This window comes from Glutamicibacter sp. M10, from assembly GCF_025452055.1.
Taxonomy (GTDB): Bacteria; Actinomycetota; Actinomycetes; order Actinomycetales; family Micrococcaceae; genus Glutamicibacter.
Genome location: NZ_CP104918.1, coordinates 587,879 through 613,700, shown reverse-complemented (window position 1 = coordinate 613,700; position 25,822 = coordinate 587,879). Strand labels below are relative to the sequence as shown.

Below are 25,822 nucleotides of genomic sequence, written 5' to 3'. Positions count from 1 at the left end.
ACTAACTAGACGCGTGGCGCTCTTCTAATATCTAACAGCCCATATTCCATAGACTTAACAAGAATTTGCACGCGGTCGCGAACGCCGAGCTTTTCCATTACCTTAACGAAACGCGCCTTCACGGTCGATTCGGTAACGTACAGCTCTTCAGCCATTTCCTTGTTGCTCATCCCTTTACCAAGCAACACGATGACTTCAAGCTCTTTGTCAGTTAAGGCCTCAGATAATTTTGCATCAGGTTCAACCTGCGCTGGAATCGAGTCTGCCAACCCGGAAACGACGTGGCGAGTTACCTCAGCGGAAAGCACCGATTCGCCAGCCATTACTTTGTGAATTGCTTCGGTGATCTCTTTGGGCTGAGCGTCCTTGACAAGATATCCACTAGCTCCGGCACGGAGTAGGTCCACTACGTAACGGTCCGTAGAAAAGGTGCTAAGCCCAAGAATCGCGATTTCTGGATTGTTTTGATGGATCTGCGCAGTGGCGGCAACCCCGTCCATTACCGGCATCTGCATGTCCATGAGAATCACGTCCGGACGTAGCCCGGCGGCCTGAAGCACCGCAGCTTTCCCGTCAGCAGCTTCTCCAATGATCTGGATGGTGGGATCCGAGGAAAGATAGTCACGCAAAATTTCGCGAGTCAGAGTTTCGTCGTCAACGAGCAATACGGTGCTCAAGGCTTCTCCTTCTTACCTGGCGCCATGACAACACGGCGCTACACCCTTAGTTTGCCTTAGAAAGTCCTTCTAATGGAATTGTGACGCTGGTTGTCCACACTCCCTCAGTCTCTCCCGCTTCCACAAACCCACCGAAGACCCCGCAACGCGCACGCATGGCCTCGAGTCCAGTTTTTGAAGACATGATCGGCTTTTCGCCCGATATGTTATTCGTAGCTACGAGTTGAACGTTACCTTCGCGAACATATAGGCCCACTTCCACACTGCTCGCGGGGACCGCGTGTTTGAGAATGTTGGTGCCCAGCTCACGAATGGTTCGGCGGAGGGCCTGTCGCAAACTAGCTGGAATACGGGCAACTTCGCCCTGCACCGTGAGATTCACTTCATATCCTGAACTCTGAAGCGCATCTGCCACCGCGTCCAGATCATGTACCAGACCCACGGCTGTCTTAGTTTCTCCAGAAAGTTCTGCCGGATCGATAATACTCGGACCAACTGTCGCGCTCTCGCCAGCTGCGTCAGATACTTTATCTTCTTCCTTGAGCAGCAGTACTAGCGACCGAAGATCCTGCAGTGTCTGTTGTGCAGAATTGCCGATTCCCGCCAGAATCTCTGAAGTTTTTTCTGGTCGTCCACGAACTCTGCGCGACGCGCCTGCATCGCGATAATAGTGACGTCATGGGCAACGATGTCGTGCAACTCGTGAGCAAGCAAGGTTCGTTCGTTGGCTCGAATTTTTGCCTGCTCGACCTCCAAAGCCTCAATGCGTTTAGCGCTGTTTTCGTGACGACGGCGGAACGCATTCAAGCTGAGCCCCGCGGCACCAGCGAAGGCAACAAAGACTCCGACCATGACCACCGCGAACAACGGAGCATTGGGAACCAACAAATACAGGAAGAATAGGACGGCCTCACACAACAAGGGAAAAAGCACTGCTTGACGCCACGGCAAAAGGTAGCAACATCCTGCAACGACAATTACTGAGGGGAACACCAGTCCCGCCAAGAGGACGCCTGGCATACCCACCGCAGCGATTACACATATACACGCGAGCCAGAGAATAGCGCCAGGTAGAGCGCCAAGAAATAATGCCGCGAGCGGCAAATAGGGTAACGCTAATTTCAGCGTCCCATATTTTCCAAAAGAGTCCCCGGAGCCTACCCAAACGTCCCCCACGTACATGACGAGGGCCAGCAGAATCGGCACCAGGCGACCAACGACACCTCCGGGTAGCGGCTTAATATCGGCGGTCCAGGCAGTCCACTTTCTCATATCTGACATTGTTCCATCGCCAATGCGGGTTATTGGCATCGTCGTGAATTCCGTGACCGACTCAGAATGCGTGACTGCCAGAGTAATGATCGACTAGCTTGCCATCTACTGGGGCCGACGGCGTGATTCCAGACGGCTGACCGTGTACAACGTCTGCTCATCGGGCTGGGTTCCGGCAGCGTCATGCGCAGCCTTAACTCTCATGGCTCGATCCCACTTGATGCGCTCGCGAGGGCTGGCTTCTATGCGGCGTTCCGCCGGGCCAAAGATGCTCAAACCCAAGTACTTCAGACGCCAGAGAACGCGGTAACCGATACTCAAGCCAGTGGTATCGGCGATGATAGGCAACGGAGATTCATCCATGCTCATAGTCCTCTGCAGTATCCGTGGGATTTAGTTCTTCTTTTCCAAGCATACTGCATTAGTTGGTGCACCAACTAAATTCGTGGCTACGCTTTTGGCGCGCTACCACCAGCATCGATCAGGCGGTCCAGGATGCCCCTCAACTCAAGAACATCCTTCTCGGATAATTGGAGTCGAGACATCATTTCTAGCGGTACTTTCAACGCCCCTTTGCGCAAATCAGCGCCTTTTTTGGTGGGCTCGATGATGACCGACCGTTCATCCTGCGGATTTTTAGTCTTGTCTACCAACCCTGCAGCTTCCAAGCGTTTGACCAGAGGGGAAAGAGTACCCGGATCTAGGTGCAATTGATCGCTCAGTTCGCGGGCGCTGAGCGCTCCAGAATCCCACAGTGCCAGCATCACCAGGTACTGAGGGTGGGTCAGGCCCAACGGATCCAACACTGGCTTATAGGCAGAGATCACCGAGCGAGAAGCGACCGCCAAACCGAAGCACACCTGCTTTTCCAGCTTGAGAAGATCATCTTCCGGAAGAATAGCGCTGTCCACGTTGTTGCAAACTCCTTGAATGGGGGCAATACCGGTGATTCGATCGTACCGCCCGGAGCGCGGGTTGCTTGTGGCCAAAGCCCCTCGCAGTGAATAACCTTGGCTCATGAGCAACCTCGATCAAAGCCCAGAAGAAATCGACTGCAGCAACGCCCTATCCCCTGCTGAAGTTGAAATCTTGACACCTCGCGAAGTCCCTCTGGGTGGGCCTCGGGCAATGACCGTCTTCCGCACCCTGCCGCAAAAACAGCGTAGCCTCATCGGAGCCTGGTGCTTTCTGGACCACTACGGTCCAGATGATGTCCAAGTTACCGGTGGAATGAACGTACCTCGCCATCCGCACACCGGACTTCAAACAGTCTCGTGGTTGTTCACCGGTGAAATCAACCATCTAGATTCAGCTGGTTTTAAGGCAACGGTACGTCCCGGAGAACTCAACCTGATGACCGCCGGGCGCGGCATCAGCCACTCCGAAATTCTCACCGAGGACACCGCCACCCTGCACGGTACTCAGTTATGGGTTGCCTTGCCGGAACAGGCCAGGAACATGGACCCTACTTTTGAGAACTACCGGCCTGAGCCATTGCTCGGTCAAGGCTGGAGCCTGTCAGTCTTCCTGGGCAGCTACGAAATTTTCGGACAGCACTCGGCCTCCCCGGTAACAACTCACACCGAGCTGGGCGGCGCCGAACTACGTTTGGAGCCGAACACCGAAATCGAGGTTCTGGTCCCGGAGCATTTTGAGCACGGAATTCTTTTAGACTCGGGTTCCTTGCAGGTCAACGGGCACCCATTGGCCGCGCGTGACCTCGGCTTTGTCCGGGCCGGTTGTAAAACCTTGCGCCTGGTTTCAGGCGATGAACCGGTATTAGCCTTGCTCATCGGCGGGGAGCCGTTGAATGAAGACATCTTGATGTGGTGGAACTTCGTGGGACGCACCCACGAGGAAGTCCTCGCATTCCGTGCTCAGTGGCAAGCAGAAATTGGCGCAGAACCAGCAGACACCTCAGAGGACCGCTTTGGCCCCTTCCCGCCGAATACTCCAGCAGCACTACCGGCCCCAGCCCTACCTACCGTTCGCCTGCGCCCGCGGGTAAACCCTGCCTAAATCAAAGGACACCACCCATGAGTGAGATCAAGCCAGTATTCCTGCCCGAGCGTCGCCGCTTCGCCCTGGATGATGACGGCAAGCTGATCGGCGAGGCGCACTACCGCGACTTTGAAGGATCCGACGGCGTTGAGCGAATCTTCTTCCACACCACCGTGGATGAAGAATACGGTGGACAGGGACTAGCTAGCGTGATGGTGAAATACGCTTTGGAGAACACAATTGCCAGTGGCGCTAAGATCGTAGCGGTCTGCCCCTACGTCAAGGCTTATGTGGCCAAGCACAGCGACTACGACGCGCATCTGGTTGAGCCTACAAAAGCCCACCTGGGAATCTTGCCGCGCGATTAGTAGTCAACCGTGGTGGCAGTCCCCTTGGTGCGCCCAGAAATAATGATCAAGATCAGGATCAGGAGCAAACTAAAGCTGAAGACCGAGATGAATCCCGTGCCGATAGCTGCCATCGCAAAGATCACGCCGCCAATCGCCGTGGCACCGGCATTGCCAAGGGAGTCTGCCACTGACATCGCCGAGGAGTTAAACCCTTGCTCGTCCTTGGCTGACAGTGCCAACATATTGACGTTTTGCCGCGGGAAAATCATCCCCATACCAAAACCTCCCACGGCCCAACCGCACACCAACACGATCACCGGCGGGTGGAAGATTGCGGTGGCCAGGGCGGTGGCTATGGCCACAGCGCCCGCCACTGCCCCGAGGGTAATGCAGGTTGAGGCTTGGACCTTCTCCCCTAGCTTGCCTTGCAACCACGAACCTACCGACCAGAACAAGGCCGAAGCCGTCAAAATCAGCCCCGCTTTATCCGGGGCAAGCTGGTAGTCCTGTCGCAACAGGTAGGGGAGATAAACCTCCACACCAAAGAAGGCACCGGTGACAAAGATCCGGGTCATGATGGTGGCTGGCAGACCGCGCCGCAAGGTGAAGGTACCGACGGGCAACAACGGGCGAATGGCCACAAGTGCCACCACCAGGGCTAACGCTAGTCCGATCAGTGACCAGCTACTGCGCGAATTTCCTAACAGGTTCATGGAGATCACCGCTAGACCGGTGAGACCTGCCAACCCGAGGCGCTTCATCGAGATCGGGCCGAGGTCTTCGTTGCGTTCAGACCCCAGGGCTCTGAGCACCGGAATGATCCCGCAGAACGCTACGACCACCAAAACGGCGACACCAGTAAAGACCCAGCGCCAGCCCAGGTGCACCGCCATCAGACCTGCCAACCATGGACCGATCATCGCCGGCAGTACCCAGGCGGTAGCAAACAACGCAAAGATTTTAGAGTGCAAGTGTCCGGGATAGGCGCGTGCAATCAGCACGTAAATGGCTACGGTAATGGCGCCACCACCGATGCCCTGCAGGATGCGACCTGTAATAAGCACCTGCATGTTCGCGGCCGAACCACAGACTACCAAGCCCACACAGAAGATCGTGACACTGATCAGCAGAGGAAACTTTGGCCCCCAGCGGTCGGTAATCTCGCCAGCTGCGACCATGCCCAGCATGCCACTGGCAATCGGAGCGGCAAAGGCTAACGCAAAATAGCGTTGCCCGTGCAGTAGTTCGCTGACCAACGGCATGACGGTGGTAACCGCCATGGACTCAAAGGCAACAAGGAACACCAGAATAAACATGCCGATGGTGGTGGCAAGATACTGCGGTGCGTAGATCGATTCTGTAGTGGGTCCAGACAGGCGGGAACTACGGTTTGAAGGCATAGTCCAATCTTGCCAGCTTGTGGTTAGCCGCCTAGCACGTGCAAGGCAAAGGCCGAGAGGAAACCGGCGGTAACCAACAACCCGGTGTAGTCATGCTCAACGGAATAGGCTTCGGGGATCATCGTGTCGGCAATCATGGTCAGGATGCCACCAGCGGCCACTGCTGTAGCGAAAGCCAGAGCCTGCCCAGGCATGGATTGCATAACAAGTGCGCCAAAGAAGGCAGCCAGCCCACAGGAAATTGCGATGGATCCCCATAGCGCGGCAATCGTTTTGCCTTGGCGCCCGGCGTCTTTCATTTGAGCTGTGCTGGCCAGACCTTCGGGAACATTCGAGATGAAGATGGCGATAAGCATGGCTGGGTTGATGCTCGCACTGGTAACCACAGTTAGGCCCAGGGCCACCGACTCCGGGATACCGTCAATCAGTGCACCAACGGCCAGGGCGGTGCCTGACGATTCCCCTTGGCTGCCTTTACCTGACTTCACTTGACGCTTTTTCGTACGCCAATCCAGTAATCGATTGGCTAAGAAATATAGTCCGGCACCTACCAGCACGCCAGCGATGGTAGCTAGCAGGCCACCGGTTTCGAAGGCTTCTAACACCAACTCAAAACTCAGCGCACTAACCAATACTCCGGCGCCGAAAGCCATGATCGCGCAGACCCAAACTTTTGGGATCTTGAACCACCAGGCCGCACCGGAACCCAGCAAAAGTGCCGAGCCGGCCACCGTACCCCACAGCAGAGCCTGCAAAGAAGCAATCATGGAACTCACTATAGCCAGCAAATCGAATCTGGCTGGAACTAGCCCTCTGAGGACATGTTATTAAAGCGTGAGTAGTGACCCTGGAAGGCTACGGTGATGGTCTTAGTTGGACCCGCACGGTGCTTAGCGATGATCACGTCAGCTTCACCCGGACGGTTTTCCTTGTCGTAAACATCATCACGATGCAGCAAGATAACCATGTCGGCGTCCTGCTCAATCGAGCCCGATTCACGAAGATCGGAAATCATTGGCTTCTTGTCGGTTCGCTGTTCGGAACCACGGTTCAGCTGAGACAGTGCAATCAGTGGAACGTCGAGTTCTTTGGCCAGCAACTTCAGGTTACGCGAGAACTCCGAGACTTCCTGCTGACGGGATTCAACGCGCTTACCCGAGCTCATCAGCTGCAGGTAGTCAAGAACAATCATACGCAGCTCGTTGCGCTGCTTGAGTCGACGGCACTTGGCACGGATTTCCATCATGGACATATTCGGCGAATCATCGATGAATAGTGGAGCTTCGTTCAAGCGACCCATGGTGGTTGCAATCTTGGTCCACTGCGAGTCTTCCACCGAACCCTTTCGCAGGTCCTGAAGCTGGATGGAGGCTTCTGCCGAAAGCAGGCGCATCGCGATCTCGTTGCGGCCCATTTCCAAGGAGAAGAAGACGGTAGCCATATTGTTCTTGATGGCTGCAGAGCGTGCGAAGTCCAGTGCGAAGGTCGACTTACCGACGGCGGGACGGGCCGCGATGATGATCATCTGACCACCCTTGAGGCCCTGGGTCAGCTCATCAAATTCGTAGAAACCGGTAGGTACGCCGGTGATGCCGTCGCCTGCGTTGGCTGCGTTTTCGATTTCGTCAACGGTGCCTTCGATGATGTCCGAAAGGCGTACGTAGTCTTCACTGCTGCGGTTTTCGGCAACCTTGTAGACCTCAGCCTGAGCTTCGTTGACGATGGCATCAACTTCACCGTCTGGCGAGTAACCCATCTGAACAATGCGGGTACCGGCGTCCACCAAACGACGAAGTACTGCGCGTTCTCGTACGATTTCTGCGTAGTATCCAGCGTTCGCAGCGGTTGGGACTTGCTGGATGAGGTTGTGCAGATATGCGGCTCCACCAATACGTGAGATCTCTCCACGTTTGGTCAGTAAGTCAGCAACGGTCACCGCATCGGCTGGTTCTCCTCGACCATAAAGATCGATGATTGCTTCGTAAATGGATTCGTGAGCGGGACGATAGAAATCGGTGCCACGCAGTGCTTCAACTACGTCTGCAATGGCGTCCTTGGAGAGCATCATGCCACCGAGCACGGACATTTCCGCCTCGATGTCCTGTGGCGGCTTGCGCCCCGCGTCGGATTCCCGTGCCTCGTAAACCGGCTCAGCACTCATTACAGCCACTTCCATCCCTATTGAACCGCTGGGAAAAACTTCCTTGCCAGATGGCAACGCTCCATCATGTCAGTCGATACCGACAACTGAAAAAGCGTCTGTGGATATTTCTGTCCCAAAGTCAACACTAAGACCGTTATTTGCTCACGTAAACCTCGTTATCCACAGCGCCTGTGCATAACATGGCCTGACTTGTGGACTGCCCTGTTCACTAACTGGGGAGAACCCTGTGGATTAATAACTATTACCATTCGGTAATATGTTTTGACTTGGGTGTTTGTGTTTACACAGCTGTGGACAGAAAAATATTTTGTTGAAGCTTGCGGCACCCTTCGCAGAGTTATCAACAGCCAAAAACACCCGGAATTCGGGGTTATTAGCGATATGCACAGAGTTCTACACACATCACCCACAAGCGTGTGGATAACCCTGTGGATAGTGAGATTCTCCTAAAACCCTTAGTCACCGTAGGTTAAGCGGTTCACTTGACCCTCAAAAACGACGTCGTCCACATTTCTTTGCCCCAAGGCATCTTTTGTCCCCGTGGATAACTCACCACATCATCAAAATGCTGCCGTCACGCAAAAACGCTCCGGGTGGAACACCGCGTGTTCCGTCCGGAGCGTTTGAGCAACTAGCTAGCTGAAGTATTAGACGAGTTCAGGAACTGGGATTGAATGAAATCGTGAATCATGGAAGATCTGTGGCGAATGTTCGGAGGCGTGGTGCCCGTGCACTTCCAAGAAGACGACCCAGTGATCACCAGCTTCAACTTCGTTGTAGATGGAAGTCTCCAACCACAATGTGGATTCTTCGATAAACAGCGCACCCTGGTCAGTGACGGCAGTGTCTACACCACGGAAGCGGTCGCCGGTCTTTGAGGCGAGCTGCGCGCATACTCCCCCATTGCGGTCGCTAAGCACTGAGACGCCAATGTGGCCAGCTTCGCGTAATTTGGGCCAGGTGTTAGAAGTTTTCTGTACTGCAAACATCACCAGCGCAGGTTCCAACGAAACACCAACGGTGAACGACGAAGCGATAATTCCGGTTTTTACACCGTCAATCTCGGCGCAAAGAGCTGCGATGCCTGAGGGGTGCTGAGCGAAAACCTTGCGGAGCGTCAGCGGGTCAAGTTCACGATTCAATGACATGGCTCGATTCCTTCTGGTCTTGCCCACGGCGCTGAAGAGACCCGAGCAAACGGTTCGGCGTCCCCGAATCCACTTCTCACTGATCATTCACGCAGTGCGCGGTACTTGTTTCAACACCATTTAGCGCGAAACCGAATCCTCACCTGGAGCACCCCACTACCGTAGAGAGGGTTGCCGATCAGCAAGCCAGGGCTTATAGCTGATGCTCTTGATTCTGTTTAAAACGATATGGGTCATGACGAAGTATCGTCAAACAAATCACTTCGTAAATCGCAATATTCAATGATTCATTCGACGCATAGGCCTATATCGAGGTGTCTGGCAGTCAATTATTCAGAAGATGTGTGATCCATGACGCAATCCGCTTATCGATGACATCCTGCCCAGCTCGGTCACCAAGGCCGCTTCAACGCTTTTCTGGGGCCGCTCACCGTAATGAAACCGGGTTTCTTTCTCTGGCGTTCAGGTTCATGCCACGATAAAAGATGCAGTGTTATGCGTCACACCATTCATTGCCTGCCGCCGTTGCCAGAGATGATGAGTGAAGGATGCCTCCATGGTAGAAATTCAGGCCAACCATTCAGAACTAACCCCGTTGCGTTTCCTTGAACGCTCGGCCGAGGCCTACCCCAGCAAGACCGCCATCATTCATGGGACTCGTAGTTATACCTACAAAGAATTCGAAACTCGGGTGCACCGTTTTGCTCAAGTACTAGCCGAGCGCATCGAACCCGGTGACCGAGTAGCGGTCTTGGCACCAAATACTCCTGAGATGTTGATGGCTCACTACGCCGTGCCGCTAGCTGGGGGTGTGCTCATCGCTCTGAACACGCGACTCTCCGCCCACGAGCTGCAGTACATCATCGACCATTCGGGAGCGAAGCTCCTCCTGGCCGATACCGAATTACTGGAGAACACCAAAACCCTGCGACGCGAAAACCCCGGCCTGCAGGCACTGATTGAGATCACCGACGACCAGTTCACCTCCCCACGCCCGAACGTGGAAGTTGATGGAACCTTGGAGCAATTGCTGTCTACCGCCAGCGACGAGAAACTGCCCTATGCGATCGCGGACGAGCGCTCTGCCATCGCCTTGAACTACACCTCGGGGACCACGGGAAAGCCCAAGGGTGTGCTCTACTCGCACCGCGGCAGCTACCTAAACTCTCTGGGTGAAGCGCACCATCAGGGCCTTAGCTCAGCGACCCGATACCTCTGGACGCTACCGATGTTTCACTGTAACGGCTGGTGTACACCCTGGGCAGTGACCGCAGTTGGTGGCACCCATCTATGCCTGCGTGGAGTGCGTGAAGATGCAGTGTGGGATGCCATCGAGAACCTCGGAACTACTCACCTGTGCGGTGCCCCGACTGTTTGCTCGATCATCGCCGACTCGACTCGGGCGCACCAACTTCAGGCTCCGCTGCGCATCACCACCGCTGGAGCTCCACCGTCCCCGGCCATCATTTCCAAGTTGCAGAAACTGGGCATCGAAGTCGTTCACGTCTATGGGCTGACCGAAGTGTATGGCCCCTACACAGTCTGCGAATACCAAGAAGAATGGGATCAGCTAGAGCCGGCCGAACGCGTGGCCAAGCTAGCCCGCCAAGGCGTCGGAATGATCACCGCGGAGTCGGCACGCATTGTTGATGAGAACATGTTCGACGTTCCTGCCGATGCCCAGACTATGGGCGAAATCGTCTTGCGCGGTAACAATGTCATGATCGGCTATTACCGAGACGAAGAAGCAACCGCACAGGCCTTTGCCGGCGGATGGTTCCACACCGGCGACTTAGGCGTCATGCATCCCGACGGCTACATTCAGGTGCGCGACAGGGCCAAAGACATCATCATTTCCGGTGGCGAAAACATCTCAACCATCGAAGTGGAACAAGCTTTGGCTTCCCACCCCGAGGTACTGGATCTGGCCGTTGTTGGCATCGCCGATGAGAAGTGGGGCGAACGTCCCGTGGCCTACGTGATCCGAGCCAGCGACTCCACCTTGAGCGCGCAAGATCTGATCGATTTCGCCAAGCAGAAACTTGCTGGCTACAAAGTTCCGCGCACCATCGTTTTCCCGCAGGATTTGCCGCGTACTTCAACGGGTAAAGTGCAAAAGAACGTACTACGAGCCCAAGCGCTTGAACAGCTTAATAAGAACTAAATGTTTTGGAGTCAGCTATGAGTTCCACCAACCAACCAATCCCCGATAAGACCAGCCGGTTCACCGATAGTGTCGGTCTTATCTTTGATGAAGTCTCAGCCACACTTGTCCGTGGGCACGCGGAGCTGAACGAAGACCACCACACACCTTGGGGAGTGGTCCACGGAGGCATTTACGCCACCATGGTTGAAAGCGCTGGCAGTGTGGGAGCCAGTTACGCGGTGGCCGAGCGCCAGCAGTTTGCCGTTGGTGTTCATAACGCCACCGACTTCCTCCGCCCCTCCACCGGAGCACATGTGCAGGTCGAGGCCAAGGCCCTTTTCCAAAGCAAAACTCAGCAGCTCTGGGACGTTGTTATTACCGATACGGCTACGGGCAAAGTACTTTCGCGCGGACAATTGCGCACCCAGAACGTAGATTTGCCCAAATCTTGAGCGTAATCTGATGGCATCTAGCGGATCAGCCTCGGGAGGCTCATTATGAGTGCCACCTATACCTTTGATGTGTTCAGTAGTCTTGATGGTTTCGGCAGTGCCGGTGGCGACTGGGGAGGATACTGGGGCAAACAAGGACCGGAGCTACTTGCTCGACGCCTTGAGCTCTACGGCCAGGAGTGCCACATGGTTTTTGGGGCGAATACTTTTCGTTTGTTCTCCCAGTTTTGGCAGGAGATTGAACAGAATCCTGAAGTTGAAGATCCTTGGGGCGTTGCCATGCATGAGCAACCCGCCACGGTCATCTCCACAACGCTTAGCGACCCACTGAAGTGGCCACAGGCCACCTTGGAGCGGGCCGATGCCGTGGAGGTGGTCAGGCAATTAAAGGCCACCTCAGCGTTGCCCCTGCGATCTCACGGTAGCTTGGCGATGAACCGGTCCCTGCTCGCCGCCGGTCTGGTGGACTTTATTCAAATAACCATTTTCCCGGTACTCACCGGAGCTCACGGAGACTCCCCTGTGCTGGATGTCGGCGAAGACTACGATCTAGAACTCATTGATTCGCGACTTTTAGATGGCAGTATCCAAGAATTGACCTATCGGCCAACTCAACACGTAACTCTCTGAGCTTTTCAGAGCTCTAGGTAATAACCATTCATTTTGCATGTTTGAATATTTGAAGGTGAGACTGACATTGAGAGTGCATCAAAGATTCCCAACAGTTATCGCGGTCATTGCAGCCTTGTCGCTGACGGGCTGCTCGGCTTCTGAATCAACGGCCCAGAGTTCCACATCATCCCTGACGACTTCTTCGTCCGCCTCAGCCTCTGCCTCTTCACCCCGTTCATCCCCGTCTCCCACAGCGCTCAAGGACCTCACACCAAATATGGTTCTGGATGCCAGCATCCCGTCAATGTGCGAGTTTCCGGCCGGGAAATTGGTCGGCGGTGTCCTCAAGGAAGAGCACTCCGAATATCCCAACGCCACCCCACCATCGCTCGTTTCTGAAAAGTTAGTGGTGGCAGGTGACCTGACCGGTGATGGGGTTAAAGAACTGGCGGCGACCTTTTACTGCGACAAGGGTGGTGTTGCTTGGCCTACCCATATCCAGCTGTTCCAAAACACGGCCAAGGGCATCGCCCCGCTGGGCCAGCCCTTCCAAATGGGTGACGTTAATGGTGGCGCTCGCACCCTACCGAGCTCACTAAAATACGCCAACGGTCAGCTGGTGGTGATCGATCAAGCTCTGCTACCGATGGAAGCCGCGGCGGCTGCCTCAGGAAAAATCAAAGCAACACTGAAATGGAACGGTAAGAAGTTAGCGGCCAGCTCAATTCAGGATCTGACAGTCCCACAAAATGGCACGTTGAAGACTGCAACGGTCAACGGGACTTGGTGTCTGCTGGACGGCAAGGGGAAGTCCACAACAAAAGACTGTCTGACTATCGACTATCCAAATGTCACCAGAAAAGGCGAAGACGCGCAGACCCTATCCTTCTCAACAAATAATGGCTTCACGGTGCTGAGCTACTTTGATGCGCCGCTAGGCATGATCTATTCATCAGGAGTCAAGATCCAGGATCCGGCCAATCCTTCGGTAACTACGTCGCAGCTACAGAAGGATCGGCTGTACAACAATCAAACCCATGAGGTCTTTGTCCGTCAGGGAAAGTAAGACCTAGCTGGCCGGGCGCATGTCACCGGTTTCTTGGAACCGTTGGTGCCAGCTCAAGGCCTCACCCAACAGGTGCGGGGTGTGCTTGCCGTAGCTGTCCTTGCGGGCACGATCGAAGTAGTCCTGCAGCATTGGGCGGTAGTCCGGGTGGGCGCAGTTATCGATGACTACCTGAGCGCGCTGTTTCGGAGACAGCCCACGAAGGTCAGCCAAGCCTTGTTCGGTTATCAGGATCATGGTGTCGTGCTCTGTGTGGTCTACGTGCGAGGCAAAAGGAACGATGCCCGAGATCTTGCCACCCTTGGCGGTAGATGGGGACATGAACACCGACAGGTAACCGTTGCGGGCAAAGTCGCCCGAGCCGCCGATACCGTTCATCACGTGCGAACCGAGCACGTTGGTGGAGTTCACGTTGCCGTAAATATCGGCTTCGATCATGCCATTCAGCGCAATGCAGCCCAGTCGGCGGATGATTTCCGGGTGGTTTGAAATCTCCTGAGCGCGCAGCAAGATGCGTTCGCGGTAGTGCTCAACATTCTTGTTGAACTCCTCGATGCCGTCGGCCGAGAGCGAGAAGCTGGTAGCGGAGGCGAACTCGATGGTGCCATCCTTAATCAGCTGGAGCATGCCGTCTTGGATCACCTCGGTGTAGGCGGTCAGGCCCTTGTAGCCGCCGCGGGCCAGGCCAGCGAGCACCGCGTTGGCGATGTTGCCGACGCCCGACTGCAGCGGCAGCAGCTTCTCGGACAGGCGGCCGGCGCGGATCTCGGAGTCCAGGAAGCCCAGCAGGTGATCGGCGATCTTCTCGCTGGTCTCGTCTACTGGTGCGAAGGGGCTCAACCGGTCCGGTGCGTCGGTTTCCACGACCGCGACGATCTTGTTCACGTCGACGTCCAGGTACTTCTGGCCGATGCGGTCGCGCACCGTGGTCAGGTCGATTGGCTTGCGGTGCGGCGGCAGGGCGGTGCCGTAGTAGATATCGTGCATGCCGTCCATGGCGGCGGACTGCTGGGAGTTGACCTCGATGATGATCTTGTCGGCCATCTCCAGCCAGGTCTTGTTGTTGCCTACCGAGCTGGAAGGGATCAGGTCGCCCTCGGCGGTCACGCCGACAACTTCCACGATGGCCACGTCGATCTTGCCGTAGAAGCCGAACCAGGCGTGCTGGGCGACATGGGACAGGTGGATGTCCATGTATTCCATGTTGCCCTCGTTGATGCGGCGGCGCAGCTCTGGGTCAGACATGTAAGGAAGGCGCAGATTCATGCCCTCAGCCTTGGCAAGCACACCGTCCAACTCTGGTGCGGTTGAAGCACCGGTGAGCACGTTGATTTTGAAGTCCTTGCCGTCAGCGTGCTGGCGTTCCATCTGCGCTGCTAGTGCACCGGGCACGGCCTTCGGGTATCCCGCACCGGTGAAGCCACTCATGGCGACGGTCATGCCTGGCTTGATGAATGTTGCCGCTTGCTCGGCGCTCATCAAGAGATCAGCAAAGGCCCGGTGTTGAATACGTTCGTGCAAAATTACCCCTTCGAAACATCTTTGTGACGTAGGTCTATAACCCGCATCTCACCGGATTACCTTAGCTGTTCTCGCCTGTCACTGAGACCACGTCCGGGCGTTCAGAGCGGTAGATGGCGCTTTTCTCGATGAGTTGCGCGCTATTTGCGGTGGCCGGTCAACGTCTTGCGCACTGTGGTCGGCTAGCTCAACTGGTAGTCGGTCTGGCCGCAGAGCTCTTCGTTCCACGCAGTTGAACCAAGGAATGGCACTGCAATCAGTGCTGATCAGCGAAGATCATCCTGAAGGAGTATAGAAATGAACCTATGTAGAATTCATACTTAGCTCATGGAACAAAACAAACTACTTCAACAGATTAAGCGTTCCATGCTTCCGGCTGTTCTTCTGAGCCAACTGGCCGAGGAACCCGTTCACGGTTATTCCATGCTGAACAAACTCGAAGAACTCGGGGTATCAGGCGTCAAGAGTGGGACTCTTTACCCACTACTTCGATCGATGGAAGAGTCCGGGGACATCATCTCCGACTGGCAAATTGCTGACCGTGGACCAGCACGCAAGATCTTCAAAATCACCGACCAGGGCCACCAGACTCTGACTTCCCTCAATAGCTGGTTGCGACAGTTCACCTAGGAGACCTTCATGGAAAGCACCCTCAAGACCTACATCGATGAGCTGCGCTACAGCCTTTCACTACGCAACGTGGAGCCCGCAACTATCCGCGACATCGCTAGGGAAGTGGAATCCGAAGCCACTAGCTACGAAGATGCCGTCGCCAGCTTCGGAACCCCCGAACACTACGCGACGTCTTTCCCCTCCACCGCATCCCCAAAGAGCCACTCGGCATTCCTCGTGGTCGGCGTACTACTGGCCGCCCTTTGGGCTGTACTGACAATCATTTTCCGGGACCGCCAGGCGAATGCCTTTTCGGGTTGGGCAATCACTTGGCTACCAGTCTTCGGATTGATCGCGGCCGGAATTATTGTCGACTTCTCCCGATCATTGCTCCGTTCACGGGCCAGCCGGTAAGTTCAGCAACTGCGTGGAAAGCTCGGAGCTCGCGCATGGGCGACATTTGCCTAGACTGAACTACTTCGCAGAGCAAACACGCCAGAACACTGTATTAAACGCCAACAGGTGGCGTACATTCCCTAAGGAATGCACGCCACCTGTTGATCAGAAGGTGAGTCTAAAAGACTTACTTCTTTGCGGCAGCAACAACCTGCAGACGCAGGTTTGCAACAACGTCAGCGTGAACGCGAACGGTTGCGGTGTAGTTGCCAGTCGACTTGATGTGGTCGTTGACCTCGATGTTGCGCTTGTCGATCTTACCCAGACCGGCTGCCTCAACGGCGTCAGCGATATCGGTGGTCTTGACGGTGCCGAATAGGCGTCCGTTAGAACCAGCCTTGATGGTGATCTTAACCGGCTGGGACTTCAGCTTAGCTGCAATTGCCTGAGCATCCTCAAGGTTTGCAACGGCGCGAGCAGCACGCGCAGCCTTGATCGACTCCACCTGCTTTTCACCGCCCTGGGTCCAGACGATTGCGAAACCGCGTGGCAGAAGGTAGTTACGGGCGTAGCCGTTCTTTACCTCAACAATATCGCCAGCAGCACCGAGACCGGATACTTCGTGAGTCAAAATGATCTTTGCCATGATGTTATATCCCCTCTTCCTTAGCCGCGGCCTGCGCCGGAGTAAGGTAGCAAGGCTACTTCACGTGCGTTCTTGATTGCCTGTGCGATCTTGCGCTGTTCCTGAACGGAAACGCCGGTCACTCGACGAGCGCGGATCTTTCCACGGTCAGAGATGAACTTGCGCAGCAATGCAGTGTCCTTGTAGTCGATGACGGTGATGTCAGCGGCCTTCAATGGATTGGACTTTGGTTTGGGCTTACGGATTTCAGCCTTAGCCATCGTGGAGCTCCTTAGGTTTGGAGCCCGCAGAGTGATCTGCGGGATGGTGAATAAATAATTTTTAGAAAGGTGGTTCGTCTGCGCCTGGGTTACCCCAGCCGCCACCGTTGTTTCCGCCGGTGCTCCATGGGTCAGCGGCTGGAGCGTTCCAGCCACCACCCTGTTGCGGCTGCTGCTGACGCGGCTGCTGCGCTGGGGCACCTTGCTGTGGTGCGTTGGAGAATCCTCCACCGCCACCATTGGCATTGCCGAAGCCACCGTTGCCACCGCCGGAGCGCTGGGTACGGGTAACCTTGGCGGACGCAAAACGGAGTGATGGGCCGATTTCATCGACTTCAAGCTCCATTACGGTGCGACGTTCGCCTTCCTTGGTGTCGTAAGAACGTGAACGCAAACGACCCTGAGCCATGACTCGCATGCCCTTGGTCAGCGTTTCAGCAACGTTCTCTGCAGCCTCGCGCCAAACCGATGCACGCAAGAACAGGGCTTCCCCGTCCTTCCATTCATTGGACTGGCGGTCAAAGGTGCGAGGAGTCGAAGCGATCGTAAAGTTCGCTACGGCTGAGCCGGACGGCGTGAAACGCAGCTCCGGATCGGCGGTCAGGTTTCCGATAACGGTAATAACAGTCTCGCCTGCCATTGACTCTCCTTAAAAGATTGAACGTTATTTCTTACGACTGAAGGTTTGGCGTAATTAAACGCGAGCCTCTTCCGGGCGGGTGACCTTGTGGCGCAGGATCAGTTCGTTGATCTTAAGCTGACGCTCAAGCTCAGCCGAAGCTGCTGGTTCTGCGGTGTAGTTCACCACTACGTAGGTGGCTTCTGCTTTCTTCTTGATCTCGTAAGACATCTTGCGACGTCCCCAGACATCAACCTTTTCGATAGTGCCACCGTTGGAGCGGACAACCTCGAGGTACTTCTCGATGGTTGGCTCTACGGTGCGGTCATCGACCTCTGGATCAATGAGGACCATAAGTTCATAAGCACGCATGTGAACCCACCTCCTTTGGGCTAAACGGTCGCGGTATTTCCGCAACAGGAGGTTCTTGCGTTATCTGAGCACCAGACACCCAACATTCGGGCATGCGGTTGCACAGACTTATCTAGTTTAGCCCAGAGTTGCTCTGAGCTGTAGTCATGGTGGTGCACATCATGACAAGGCTGACTTTCTCCGGGTTTTAGCTTTGCTCCTTAAACGCCAAACCAATCCGGCGAGCGCCCTCTTTGAGATTTTCTTCGGAGACGTGGCCAAAGGAGAGCCTGAGATGCCGTGCAGCGTCGGTGCCCGGTCCGCTGGGGAAGAAGGCACCTTGCTGGTAGTCCACACCATGGCTTTTCGCGGATTCTGAGAGCTTAGCGGGATCGATCCGATCACTGGCGATTCGGGGCCATAGGAACAGTCCTCCGTCCGGAATTTGTACTTCCAGTCCTCCCTGGGTCTCGACCTCGATGGCCGTTGCGAGAATCTGAGCTCTGTTGCCATAGGTGGCTCGCGCCTTGTCGAGGGTTGCATCAAATAGAGTCTCATCGCTGGTCAACGCCTCCGCAACGATACTTTGCACCAACGTTGAGGAGTGAGAATCTTGCCGGCTTCGCAACGCGGAAATATCTGACTTCAGCCAGTTCGGCACCACAAGCCAACCTAAACGCAATCCCGGGCCAAGCGTCTTGGTGAAGGTGTTGATGTGAATGACGTTTTCAGAGTCATTAAATTCTCGGTGTGATGCACCTGCTGACCCAAAGTAAAGCTCGCGGTATGGGTTATCGGCCAAGAGCACAAAGCCATAGTGGGCGGCCAAGTCAACAAGTCGTTGCCGGTCCGCCTGCGAAAGTGAGCCCTGCGTTGGGTTGTGGAAGTCTGGCACTGTATAGAGCGCCTTTGGCCGTGCGCCAGCGCGCAGTTGGCTTTCCAATGCGTCCAGATCTAGTCCTGCGGCCCCTACCGGAATCGGCAGGATGTTGGTAGTAGCCAGTTCCAATCCGCGCAGGAAAAGTGGAAATATCGGGTTGTCTACGGCAACAAGATCTCCCGGATTGATCAGTGCCTGGATAGCCAGCGACAAGCCGTGGAACCCTCCATTGGTGATGATAATGCGATCAACCGCAACCCCTTCGCGAGCAGCTATCCACTGGCGAAGTTCGGCTATTCCCTCCGTTCTTGAATACTGCAGTGCTGGGACTCCGGATCTGAACAGCACACGTTCCGTGGCGGCAGCCAACTGGGCCACAGGAAGAACGTGAGGGTCAGGAATGCCACCTAAGAGTTCGATGGAATCAGCGCGAGGACTGCGCAGGGTCGCATCACCAAAACCTTGCGGTTTGGAGAACCGTCCAACGAGTTCCGAGGCAGGTAGTGCGGTAGCGGTTGTCATGCGATGGCTCCTGCGTAAATGTGGCTTGGGCTCTGTTCCTGGACACCTTGGGTGACATCACCACGTGAACTAGGAACGGAGGAAATAAGGGTTTGGGTATAGCTATGTTCTGGATTCTCAAAGATCTTCTGCGTCGTTCCGCTTTCCACAACAACTCCACGACGCATGACCGATACCGTGTCTGCCACCTGACGAACCAAAGCTAGGTCGTGGGAGACAAACAAGTAGGTCAACGAGTGTTCGCGCTGCAAAACTGCTAGCAGGTCAAGAATGTCCGCCTGAACGCTAACATCCAGAGCTGAGGTTGGTTCATCCAGCACGAGAATCTCAGGACGCAGGCTCAGCGCTCGAGCAATGGCCACACGCTGGCGTTGCCCTCCGGAGAGTTGGGCTGGACGGCGGGAAAGGAAAGATTCATCCAGCCCGACTTCTGCCAGAACCTCGCGTACTCTTACCTTCTGCTGCGCCCGCGATCCATATTTCAGCCGGGCCAATGGTTCTGCGATGATCTTGGCTACCGACCAGGCCGGGTCAAGTGAGGCAAACGGGTTCTGGTAGACCAATTGCAGTTGGCGCCTGGCTTCGCGCCAATCTTTGGTACTGCGCTTAGTTAGATCCTGCCCGGATAAGAAAATCCTGCCGGCAGTAGGAGTTTCCAACCCCACGATCATCCGTACCGTGGTGGTCTTACCGGACCCCGACTCACCTACCAACGCATGGGTACTGCCCCGTTTGACCTCAAAACTGACCCCGTCAACGGCCTTCACCAATTCAGCGGAGTGGCCAAAGTGTCGTACTACGTCTTCAACGTAGATCGCATCTTTCTTGTGCGCACTTGAGTCGTTTAAGGGCCCACGAGCATCTCGATAACGCTCGGTATTGAGTGACGGAACATCTGCGAGCAATTTCCTCGCGTATTCGGTTTGAGGATTTTCAAAGATCTGTGAGGAGGTGCCAGATTCCTGAACCTGACCCTGTCGAAGTACAACCAGATGATCCGTGCGCTGTGCTGCAAGCGCTAGATCATGGGTAATCAGCAGAAGCCCAATATTCAAAGAAGTACGCAACTCATCAAGAAGATCCAAGATGGTTTTCTGTACCGTCACATCCAGCGCCGAAGTTGGTTCATCAGCAACAATCAGTGCAGGCCTAGGCAGCACCGTCAGTGCGATCAGCACCCGCTGCAGCATGCCACCCGAGAGCTGATGCGGGTATGAGTCATAAACACGTTGTGGTTCCGGCAGACCTACCTGTTCAAAAGCTTGAAGAATAAGTTGCCGCTGCTCTTTGTTATCCGTCACGCCAGTCAGGCTCGCTGCTTCATGAGCCTGCGATCCGATAGTTCGCACCGCGTTAAGTGCCGTGCCAGGATCCTGTGGAATGTAACCCAATTCGGTGCCACGGAACTGGCGTAGGCCACGTTGAGACAGCTTTAGTAAGTTCTGCCCCTCAAAAATAGCCTGACCTTCCGCGTGGCCGAGACCTTCCGGAAGCAACCCCAAAATGGCCTTGGTAATCGTTGATTTCCCAGAACCAGACTCACCGATCAATGTCAGCGCCTGACCTCGCCGTAGCTGAAAATGTACATCCCGAACAACCTGGTTCGAGCCGTACCAAACGTTCAGGCCATCGACCTGTAGCAAGAGGTCCTCTGACTCGGTATGACTTTGATTGACCATGTCCTTATCTCACTTTCTTGAGCCAACGACTGATTCGATTGACCGATAACACCGTGGCCACGATGACTGCAGCTGGGGCGTAAATCAGCCATGGAGCGGTGGGATATTCCTTGCCTGAAGCTACGAGTAGTCCCCAGTCTGAGGACGGCGGTGGGTCACCATAACCAAGGAACGCTAGTGAGGCGATCACCATGATGGAGGTTCCAAATTGCAAGATCGCCAGAACTAAAACTGAACGCCCTGCATTGGGGAGCACATGAAAAATCAGCGCCTGTAACCGGTTTCCACCAGAGAGGAATGAGGACTCCACAAAGGCGGCACCGCGAATCTTGATGACTTCTGCGCGCATCAGTCGGCCAAAGACTGCGATGGCCGAAACACCGGTGGCAATGGCTGCATTGATGGTCTGAAAGCCGAGCGAACTGACAATGACAACGGCCAGAAGGAATCCGGGGATTGCCAAAAGCACGTCAACAATTCGTCCCAAGGCGGAGTCAACCCATCCACCAAGGAAGCCCGCTAGAAGTCCAATCCCGCTCCCAACAACCAACCCAATGATCACCGCAGCCAGTGCGCTACTAACCGATGGAAGCGACCCATAAACGACTCGGGTGAAGACATCTCGGCCCAGGTAGTCGGTTCCGAACCAATGGTGCAATCCGGGCGACACTAGTTTCGCTGAGGTATCCCCCAGCTCCGGACTATGCGAGGTAAAGAGGGACGGGAATGCGGAGAAGAGCACCACAAAAACAATCACCGCAAAGGACAGCAGAACGCTGACCGGTAGTGAGCTTCGATTGCCGGAGGGTGTGCTCTTAGTTTCCAAAGCTGTTTGAAGCTGAACAATCCCAGTCATGAAACTACCGCTTTCTTCTTCTTGGTAACGGAGGTTCTTGGATCCAGCAGCGGAACACTCAAATCAGCAATCAGGTTCACCAGCACAAAAACCACGGCAGAAAGCACCACAACCGCAAGCAAGACTGGCTGGTCACCGGCTCCCACTGATCGCTGCACCAAAGTGCCCACACCGTTACGTCCGAAGATCGTTTCGGTGATCACCGCTCCTCCCAACAGCTCACCAATGAGCAGCGCCACCATGGTCACTGAGGGTAAGGCTGAAGGCTTAAGCAGATGCTGGGCGAAGACATTTACTCGACTCAATCCTCGGGATCGAGCGACCAATGCGTAGTCCTGACGTGCTTCAACATCAAGACTCGAAATCAACACTTCGGCTAACGGTGCGCTGACCGGAATTGCCAGGGTGAGCGCAGCAAAGAAGGTCGCAACTGGAGCATTCGGTTCGGTGATGGTGAATGTGTGCAAGGTAAATCCAAAAACACTGATCAGCACCAGCCCTATGACGAAGTTCGGAACCGAGAGGAAAAATGAGGGAACGGATCGTAAAATTCCTGCGGCGCCCGAAGGTAGTAAATGCACCCCTACAGCAATCGCCACGGCAAGAACGAGCGCTAATATCAACGCGGTCAAGGCTAAGAACGTCGTTGAAGGCAACGCGTCAAAGACAAGATCCGTTACCGGCAAACCGGATTGCAAAGAAATCCCCAAGTCGCCGGTGACAAAGCGGCCCAAGGCCAGCAACAGCTGGATCAGCACGGGCTTATCCAGCCCGTAAAACGCCACGATACGAGCAATGTCTTCCTCACTGAGCCCAGACTGCGGGTCGTGCAACGCGTTGGTGATTGCGTCCCCAGGCAGCACGGACACAACAATAAAACTCAGCACATAGGCCAGGAAGATGACAAGAACTCCCTGCCCCAAGCGGCTAAGCACCAGATTTCGATAACCAGATAACCGCACGCTCACTGTGTAACCCATGCAGTGTAGAAGTTCGCGTAGGCCAGACCGTTGTACTGAATACCTTGGACCTTTGGGCTGCTCAAGTAGAGCCGCTGAACAAGCTGGACCAGCGGAATGAAGTACGCCTGATCCAAAACATACTTCTGTAGTTCGTTAGCTACCTTTGCCCGGTCTTTACGGTTTTTGGCCTGGGCAATCTGGTCGGAGAGCTTGTTGAGCTTTTCGTCGCTGTCTCCAAGCTTGAACCAGTCCTCGCCGCCATTCCGGTTAGTCAGGATCCCCGCGACAGTACCGACGTCAACAAAACTACGAGAGGTGTGAAGCAAAGGTGGCTCGTTGTTCTGCCACGCTGAATAGTTGGCAACATCAATGACCTTCAGATTTAGCTTGATGCCCACCCGTTGTAGTTGCTGAGCAATCAGCTCATCCATCGCCTTATCTGATGGGACATAAGGATTTGCAGCGATAGTGATCTCAAGAAGCTTTCCATCTTTATGCCTGAATCCATCAGATTCCAACGTCCAACCATCTTTTTCTAGACCGTCGGTTGCTTTTTCAGGTCGAAGTTGAAGTGGTCAGCAAAGTCGCCTGCCTCGGGAACAGTGCCCTGAATAAACGTCGAAGCCGCTTGCCAGTCCTGGGTATAAATCGTGGAGAGAATCTCTTGGCGGTCGATACCGTGCTGAAGCGCCTGACGTACGCTGGCTTGGTTGGTCGGGAAGGTTTGAGTATTTACTTGGAAGCCATCGACGAATCCCAAGTAACGCGGAGTGGAAACTGAGAAGCCCTGAGAGATGAGCGAATCAATTTCCTGAGGTTCAACATTGAAGGAAACATCGGCTTGGCCCGACAAAACCGTGGAGGTACGAACCGAAGCGTCCCGAACCACCTTGTAGGTCAGGGTATCTAGATAGGCTGGGCCCGAATATCCGAGGGCTTTGGGTCCCCAGGCGTAGTCCTCGCGACGCTGCAGGACGTAGCTTTCTCCCTGTTGCCAGCTCTTGAGCATAAATGGTCCAGAACCAATATTCTTGGCAAGATCTGCTTGTTCTTCGGTGCTGCTCTTCAGCGTGGCCGGCGCAAGTAAGATGCAACCGTGGTAGCCCAGGGTTGCAATAAATCCTAGGGTCGACGAAGAGAAGCGGACCTTAACAGTGGCTGCATCCGTAGCTTTGGCCGATTCAAAACTGGCCGATGGGAACAATCCGACCTTGGCGATACCCCGATCAGCATCTCCCACGGCCCACGCATTGATGTTTTCGACTACTGCCTTCGCATCCACCGCGGTGCCGTCGGAGAATGTCACGCCTTTCTTTAGATGTAGAACAAATTCGGTAGCATCCGAATTTTCATCCCAACTTTCAGCAATCCACGGGTTCACGTCACCCTTTTCATTGACATAGACAAGCTTGTCCGTCAGGTGCCCCCACAGGTTGCCTTCGTAGCTGGAGATTGAAGTTTTGCTAGAGATCCATCCAGCGTCAAAGCCTTGGATCAGGAAGGTTAGCGCTCCGCCACGAACTGGGGATGTTGACCCAGTCGATTCAACGTCAGGTTTGTTGCCGCAGGCGGTGAGTATTGCCAATGCTGCCAGTGCGCCGGTTCCGGTGAGGAAACTGCGCCGCTTAACGATAGGTGAGTTCATAGTAAAAATCCTTGGATCAAGTGTGTGAGTGAGATGAAAGTTAGAGTGCTTTGCCGGGGTTGAACAGGGACGAAGGGTCCAAGACATGTTTGAGGTCAAACTGAAGACTGCGGACGCGTTCGGCGAGTTCCCATTCGGACCAGTGCAGCTTGACGTTGCCTACACCGTGTTCGCCGGTGATCGTTCCGCCTAGCTCCAGCGTCTTTTTGACCAAGGCATTGGCAGCCTGTGCAAGTGATGGCGGGGCCTGGTTGGAGATGTCGGCCTCGTCGCGGTTTTGGGTAAGAAGCGGATGTAGATTTCCGTCACCGGCATGGGCTACCGCGGAGACGCTCACCCCAAATTGGCGTTCAATTTCAGGGAAGAACTCGAAAATGTCAGCCAGCTTGGATGACGGAACGGCGATATCTTCTCCGATATGCCACTTATGCGTGGGGAATCCTCGACCAGAACGGCGCAGCTCCCAGAGCTCTTGTCCTTCTTCATCGCTGACCTCGTTGAGTCGGCCACCCAAGTGAAGGACAATCTTTCGTAAGTCGCGAACCTGCTCATCAATTCCGTAGCCGTCCAGCTCAACGAGCAACAGTCCGGCCCCGTTCTGACGCAACGAGCTGCCTGAATGCTCATCGATTGCCGCCAGACTTGGACCGTCAATAAGTTCAAGGACTGCTGGCTGAACCGTGGAGGTTTTGATCAGTTCCACGGCTCGGGCAGCATCAAGGGTCTGATCAAAAAAGAGACTAAGGGTTCTACGAGCGACAGGGATCGGGAGGATCCGAACGGTCGCCTGAACAACAATTCCCAGGGTTCCTTCTGAGCCGACAAACAAAGAGACTAGGTCAAGCCCGGTGACACCTTTCAGCGAGCGGTGCCCGATGGAGATCAACGAACCATCTGCGAGCACTACCTGCAAAGACAGCACGGACTGGCGGGTCACCCCATATTTGGCGCAACGCATCCCGCCGGCGTTGGTAGCGATATTTCCGCCGATGGAGGAGATGGCGGCACTGGCAGGATCCGGGGCGTAGAACAATCCCAACGGTTCCAAGACTCGGTTCAGATCCCCATTCAGGACTCCCGGTTCAACAACAGCGACACCGTCAGCAGCTGAGATCTCGATGATCTGATTAAGCTTTTCAGTGCTCAATACAACTTGTGATTCAGTGGCACTGGCACCGCCAGACAGCCCCGTTCCTGCACCGCGCGGAACGACGCTTAACCCGTGCTTCGCAGCCGCTACGACAATTGTTTGCACCTGCGATGCCGAGGTTGGGAAAACGACTGTGGGTCCTTGTTCAGGATGATCTGAACGCGTGGGATCCGCGGTTCGGTCGTGGAGATAAGGAACAGTCGCTGCTGATCCTGCCACAACCTCAATTTCTGAGTCATGGGTCAAAAGCTCGTCGCGGAACTTTTGGCCCGCCTGTTGGTCAATCTCGAAAATTACGTGGCTCAATGTTGGACTCCGATGGAAACTGTTTGCTTTCCACCGAGTATTGATGATCGAAATTTCCAATGATGCCTTTATGACCGGCGACGATGCTAGAGCTCATTACAAGGTCACGAATCGACTCTATGTCGTGAA

Annotated in this window: 28 protein-coding genes, 1 pseudogene and 1 riboswitch; of the genes and pseudogenes, 8 read left to right on the top strand and 21 right to left on the bottom strand. The window is 54.9% G+C overall.

Going from position 1 to position 25,822, the window contains the following annotated elements; all coding sequences use genetic code 11:
• Positions 1 to 5 precede the first annotated feature (5 nt).
• The 5 genes from N6V40_RS03045 to N6V40_RS03025 form a co-directional block, all read right to left on the bottom strand.
• Positions 6 to 677 (bottom strand): response regulator, encoded by a 672-nt coding sequence (locus N6V40_RS03045; protein ID WP_131089599.1) that lies wholly within the window; start codon positions 675 to 677, stop codon positions 6 to 8.
• 46 nt (positions 678 to 723) lie between these two features.
• On the bottom strand, positions 724 to 1,119 hold the full coding sequence (locus N6V40_RS03040; RefSeq protein ID WP_262198954.1) for a sensor histidine kinase: 396 nt from the start codon (positions 1,117 to 1,119) through the stop codon (positions 724 to 726).
• Between the two features lie 110 nt (positions 1,120 to 1,229).
• On the bottom strand, positions 1,230 to 1,949 hold the full coding sequence (locus N6V40_RS03035; RefSeq protein ID WP_262198953.1) for a histidine kinase: 720 nt from the start codon (positions 1,947 to 1,949) through the stop codon (positions 1,230 to 1,232).
• 105 nt (positions 1,950 to 2,054) lie between these two features.
• Positions 2,055 to 2,312 carry a hypothetical protein gene (locus N6V40_RS03030; RefSeq protein ID WP_131089601.1) on the bottom strand — a complete coding sequence of 86 codons (258 nt, stop codon included), beginning with the start codon at positions 2,310 to 2,312 and terminating at the stop codon, positions 2,055 to 2,057.
• An 86-nt stretch (positions 2,313 to 2,398) separates the two neighbouring features.
• Positions 2,399 to 2,860, bottom strand: coding sequence for a MarR family winged helix-turn-helix transcriptional regulator (locus N6V40_RS03025; RefSeq protein WP_262198952.1), 462 nt, complete (start codon positions 2,858 to 2,860; stop codon positions 2,399 to 2,401).
• A gap of 106 nt (positions 2,861 to 2,966) precedes the next feature.
• Between N6V40_RS03025 and N6V40_RS03020 the strand changes: the two genes are divergently transcribed.
• Positions 2,967 to 3,968 (top strand): pirin family protein, encoded by a 1,002-nt coding sequence (locus tag N6V40_RS03020; RefSeq protein WP_262198950.1) that lies wholly within the window; start codon positions 2,967 to 2,969, stop codon positions 3,966 to 3,968.
• Positions 3,969 to 3,985: 17 nt separating this feature from the next.
• Positions 3,986 to 4,318, top strand: a complete 333-nt coding sequence (locus N6V40_RS03015) for a GNAT family N-acetyltransferase (protein ID WP_131089604.1) — start codon at positions 3,986 to 3,988, stop codon at positions 4,316 to 4,318.
• On the opposite strand, the gene N6V40_RS03010 is transcribed toward N6V40_RS03015, so the two are convergent.
• The 4 genes from N6V40_RS03010 to N6V40_RS02995 all read right to left on the bottom strand — a co-directional run bounded on the left by N6V40_RS03010 (position 4,315) and on the right by N6V40_RS02995 (position 9,012).
• Positions 4,315 to 5,700, bottom strand: a complete 1,386-nt coding sequence (locus N6V40_RS03010; RefSeq protein ID WP_131089605.1) for an MFS transporter — start codon at positions 5,698 to 5,700, stop codon at positions 4,315 to 4,317. The two genes, N6V40_RS03015 and N6V40_RS03010, sit on opposite strands and share 4 nt — an antisense overlap.
• 23 nt (positions 5,701 to 5,723) lie before the next feature.
• On the bottom strand, positions 5,724 to 6,467 hold the full coding sequence (locus N6V40_RS03005) for a ZIP family metal transporter (RefSeq protein ID WP_131089606.1): 744 nt from the start codon (positions 6,465 to 6,467) through the stop codon (positions 5,724 to 5,726).
• Positions 6,468 to 6,505: 38 nt separating this feature from the next.
• Positions 6,506 to 7,861, bottom strand: a complete 1,356-nt coding sequence (dnaB, locus tag N6V40_RS03000) for a replicative DNA helicase (RefSeq protein WP_131089607.1) — start codon at positions 7,859 to 7,861, stop codon at positions 6,506 to 6,508.
• Between the two features lie 650 nt (positions 7,862 to 8,511).
• Positions 8,512 to 9,012, bottom strand: coding sequence for a flavin reductase family protein (locus N6V40_RS02995; protein ID WP_262198946.1), 501 nt, complete (start codon positions 9,010 to 9,012; stop codon positions 8,512 to 8,514).
• Between the two features lie 96 nt (positions 9,013 to 9,108).
• A riboswitch (SAM riboswitch) is annotated at positions 9,109 to 9,226 on the bottom strand.
• Between the two features lie 342 nt (positions 9,227 to 9,568).
• Here N6V40_RS02995 and N6V40_RS02990 point away from each other — a divergent pair.
• The 3 genes from N6V40_RS02990 to N6V40_RS02980 are packed head-to-tail and all read left to right on the top strand — an operon-like array spanning position 9,569 to position 12,240.
• On the top strand, positions 9,569 to 11,176 hold the full coding sequence (locus N6V40_RS02990; RefSeq protein WP_262198944.1) for a long-chain-fatty-acid--CoA ligase: 1,608 nt from the start codon (positions 9,569 to 9,571) through the stop codon (positions 11,174 to 11,176).
• A gap of 17 nt (positions 11,177 to 11,193) precedes the next feature.
• The gene (locus N6V40_RS02985) at positions 11,194 to 11,610 is read left to right on the top strand and encodes a PaaI family thioesterase (RefSeq protein ID WP_262198942.1); all 417 of its coding nucleotides are present in this window, start codon (positions 11,194 to 11,196) and stop codon (positions 11,608 to 11,610) included.
• 45 nt (positions 11,611 to 11,655) lie between these two features.
• Entirely contained in the window at positions 11,656 to 12,240 is a 585-nt protein-coding gene (locus tag N6V40_RS02980) for a dihydrofolate reductase family protein (protein ID WP_131089611.1), read from the top strand.
• Positions 12,241 to 12,318: 78 nt separating this feature from the next.
• On the opposite strand, the gene N6V40_RS02975 is transcribed toward N6V40_RS02980, so the two are convergent.
• Positions 12,319 to 12,483 (bottom strand): hypothetical protein, encoded by a 165-nt coding sequence (locus N6V40_RS02975; RefSeq protein ID WP_165477326.1) that lies wholly within the window; start codon positions 12,481 to 12,483, stop codon positions 12,319 to 12,321.
• Positions 12,484 to 12,526: 43 nt separating this feature from the next.
• Here N6V40_RS02975 and N6V40_RS02970 point away from each other — a divergent pair, with 43 nt between their 5' ends.
• Complete coding sequence (locus tag N6V40_RS02970; protein ID WP_262198940.1) at positions 12,527 to 13,288, top strand: hypothetical protein; 762 nt, start codon at positions 12,527 to 12,529, stop codon at positions 13,286 to 13,288.
• 3 nt (positions 13,289 to 13,291) lie between these two features.
• Here the strand turns inward: N6V40_RS02970 and N6V40_RS02965 are convergent, their stop codons facing one another.
• Positions 13,292 to 14,809, bottom strand: a complete 1,518-nt coding sequence (locus tag N6V40_RS02965; RefSeq protein WP_207306490.1) for a succinyl-CoA:acetate CoA-transferase ScpC — start codon at positions 14,807 to 14,809, stop codon at positions 13,292 to 13,294.
• 327 nt (positions 14,810 to 15,136) lie between these two features.
• On the opposite strand from N6V40_RS02965, the gene N6V40_RS02960 reads away from it, so the two are divergent.
• The gene (locus N6V40_RS02960; RefSeq protein WP_131089613.1) at positions 15,137 to 15,439 is read left to right on the top strand and encodes a PadR family transcriptional regulator; all 303 of its coding nucleotides are present in this window, start codon (positions 15,137 to 15,139) and stop codon (positions 15,437 to 15,439) included.
• Positions 15,440 to 15,448: 9 nt separating this feature from the next.
• Complete coding sequence (locus N6V40_RS02955; RefSeq protein WP_131089614.1) at positions 15,449 to 15,835, top strand: hypothetical protein; 387 nt, start codon at positions 15,449 to 15,451, stop codon at positions 15,833 to 15,835.
• 169 nt (positions 15,836 to 16,004) lie between these two features.
• Here N6V40_RS02955 and rplI read toward each other — a convergent pair whose 3' ends face one another.
• From rplI to N6V40_RS02905, 10 genes and pseudogenes are all read right to left on the bottom strand, one after another.
• Positions 16,005 to 16,463, bottom strand: coding sequence for a 50S ribosomal protein L9 (rplI, locus tag N6V40_RS02950; RefSeq protein ID WP_131089615.1), 459 nt, complete (start codon positions 16,461 to 16,463; stop codon positions 16,005 to 16,007).
• Between the two features lie 20 nt (positions 16,464 to 16,483).
• The gene (rpsR, locus tag N6V40_RS02945) at positions 16,484 to 16,723 is read right to left on the bottom strand and encodes a 30S ribosomal protein S18 (RefSeq protein WP_013350683.1); all 240 of its coding nucleotides are present in this window, start codon (positions 16,721 to 16,723) and stop codon (positions 16,484 to 16,486) included.
• Between the two features lie 61 nt (positions 16,724 to 16,784).
• A complete protein-coding gene (locus N6V40_RS02940; RefSeq protein ID WP_131089616.1) occupies positions 16,785 to 17,363 on the bottom strand; it encodes a single-stranded DNA-binding protein in 579 nt (192 codons plus the stop codon).
• Positions 17,364 to 17,417: 54 nt separating this feature from the next.
• On the bottom strand, positions 17,418 to 17,714 hold the full coding sequence (gene rpsF, locus N6V40_RS02935; RefSeq protein ID WP_060703203.1) for a 30S ribosomal protein S6: 297 nt from the start codon (positions 17,712 to 17,714) through the stop codon (positions 17,418 to 17,420).
• A gap of 187 nt (positions 17,715 to 17,901) precedes the next feature.
• On the bottom strand, positions 17,902 to 19,095 hold the full coding sequence (locus tag N6V40_RS02930) for an aminotransferase-like domain-containing protein (RefSeq protein ID WP_131089617.1): 1,194 nt from the start codon (positions 19,093 to 19,095) through the stop codon (positions 17,902 to 17,904).
• Positions 19,092 to 20,774 carry a dipeptide ABC transporter ATP-binding protein gene (locus N6V40_RS02925; protein ID WP_262198923.1) on the bottom strand — a complete coding sequence of 561 codons (1,683 nt, stop codon included), beginning with the start codon at positions 20,772 to 20,774 and terminating at the stop codon, positions 19,092 to 19,094. Before N6V40_RS02925 ends, N6V40_RS02930 begins: the two co-directional genes overlap by 4 nt.
• Before the next feature lie 4 nt (positions 20,775 to 20,778).
• Complete coding sequence (locus N6V40_RS02920; protein WP_262198921.1) at positions 20,779 to 21,630, bottom strand: ABC transporter permease; 852 nt, start codon at positions 21,628 to 21,630, stop codon at positions 20,779 to 20,781.
• A complete protein-coding gene (locus N6V40_RS02915) occupies positions 21,627 to 22,598 on the bottom strand; it encodes an ABC transporter permease (protein ID WP_242632522.1) in 972 nt (323 codons plus the stop codon). Before N6V40_RS02915 ends, N6V40_RS02920 begins: the two co-directional genes overlap by 4 nt.
• A pseudogene (locus N6V40_RS02910) lies at positions 22,595 to 24,237 on the bottom strand (ABC transporter substrate-binding protein). Before N6V40_RS02910 ends, N6V40_RS02915 begins: the two are co-directional and overlap by 4 nt.
• A 40-nt stretch (positions 24,238 to 24,277) precedes the next feature.
• The gene (locus tag N6V40_RS02905) at positions 24,278 to 25,693 is read right to left on the bottom strand and encodes an FAD-binding oxidoreductase (protein WP_262198918.1); all 1,416 of its coding nucleotides are present in this window, start codon (positions 25,691 to 25,693) and stop codon (positions 24,278 to 24,280) included.
• Between the last annotated feature and the right edge of the window lie 129 nt (positions 25,694 to 25,822).

Coding starts and splice junctions, on each gene's coding strand:
- dnaB (WP_131089607.1), bottom strand. CDS start 7,861: ATGAGTGCTGAGCCGGTTTACGAGGCACGGGAATCCGACGCGGGGCGC.
- N6V40_RS02930 (WP_131089617.1), bottom strand. CDS start 19,095: ATGACAACCGCTACCGCACTACCTGCCTCGGAACTCGTTGGACGGTTC.
- N6V40_RS02985 (WP_262198942.1), top strand. CDS start 11,194: ATGAGTTCCACCAACCAACCAATCCCCGATAAGACCAGCCGGTTCACC.
- N6V40_RS02990 (WP_262198944.1), top strand. CDS start 9,569: ATGGTAGAAATTCAGGCCAACCATTCAGAACTAACCCCGTTGCGTTTC.
- N6V40_RS03035 (WP_262198953.1), bottom strand. CDS start 1,949: ATGAGAAAGTGGACTGCCTGGACCGCCGATATTAAGCCGCTACCCGGA.
- N6V40_RS02995 (WP_262198946.1), bottom strand. CDS start 9,012: ATGTCATTGAATCGTGAACTTGACCCGCTGACGCTCCGCAAGGTTTTC.
- N6V40_RS03015 (WP_131089604.1), top strand. CDS start 3,986: ATGAGTGAGATCAAGCCAGTATTCCTGCCCGAGCGTCGCCGCTTCGCC.
- N6V40_RS03020 (WP_262198950.1), top strand. CDS start 2,967: ATGAGCAACCTCGATCAAAGCCCAGAAGAAATCGACTGCAGCAACGCC.
- N6V40_RS02940 (WP_131089616.1), bottom strand. CDS start 17,363: ATGGCAGGCGAGACTGTTATTACCGTTATCGGAAACCTGACCGCCGAT.
- rpsF (WP_060703203.1), bottom strand. CDS start 17,714: ATGCGTGCTTATGAACTTATGGTCCTCATTGATCCAGAGGTCGATGAC.
- N6V40_RS02920 (WP_262198921.1), bottom strand. CDS start 21,630: ATGACTGGGATTGTTCAGCTTCAAACAGCTTTGGAAACTAAGAGCACA.
- N6V40_RS03030 (WP_131089601.1), bottom strand. CDS start 2,312: ATGGATGAATCTCCGTTGCCTATCATCGCCGATACCACTGGCTTGAGT.
- N6V40_RS03010 (WP_131089605.1), bottom strand. CDS start 5,700: ATGCCTTCAAACCGTAGTTCCCGCCTGTCTGGACCCACTACAGAATCG.
- N6V40_RS02960 (WP_131089613.1), top strand. CDS start 15,137: ATGGAACAAAACAAACTACTTCAACAGATTAAGCGTTCCATGCTTCCG.
- N6V40_RS02955 (WP_131089614.1), top strand. CDS start 15,449: ATGGAAAGCACCCTCAAGACCTACATCGATGAGCTGCGCTACAGCCTT.
- N6V40_RS02980 (WP_131089611.1), top strand. CDS start 11,656: ATGAGTGCCACCTATACCTTTGATGTGTTCAGTAGTCTTGATGGTTTC.
- rplI (WP_131089615.1), bottom strand. CDS start 16,463: ATGGCAAAGATCATTTTGACTCACGAAGTATCCGGTCTCGGTGCTGCT.
- N6V40_RS02925 (WP_262198923.1), bottom strand. CDS start 20,774: ATGGTCAATCAAAGTCATACCGAGTCAGAGGACCTCTTGCTACAGGTC.
- N6V40_RS02970 (WP_262198940.1), top strand. CDS start 12,527: ATGTGCGAGTTTCCGGCCGGGAAATTGGTCGGCGGTGTCCTCAAGGAA.
- N6V40_RS03005 (WP_131089606.1), bottom strand. CDS start 6,467: ATGATTGCTTCTTTGCAGGCTCTGCTGTGGGGTACGGTGGCCGGCTCG.
- rpsR (WP_013350683.1), bottom strand. CDS start 16,723: ATGGCTAAGGCTGAAATCCGTAAGCCCAAACCAAAGTCCAATCCATTG.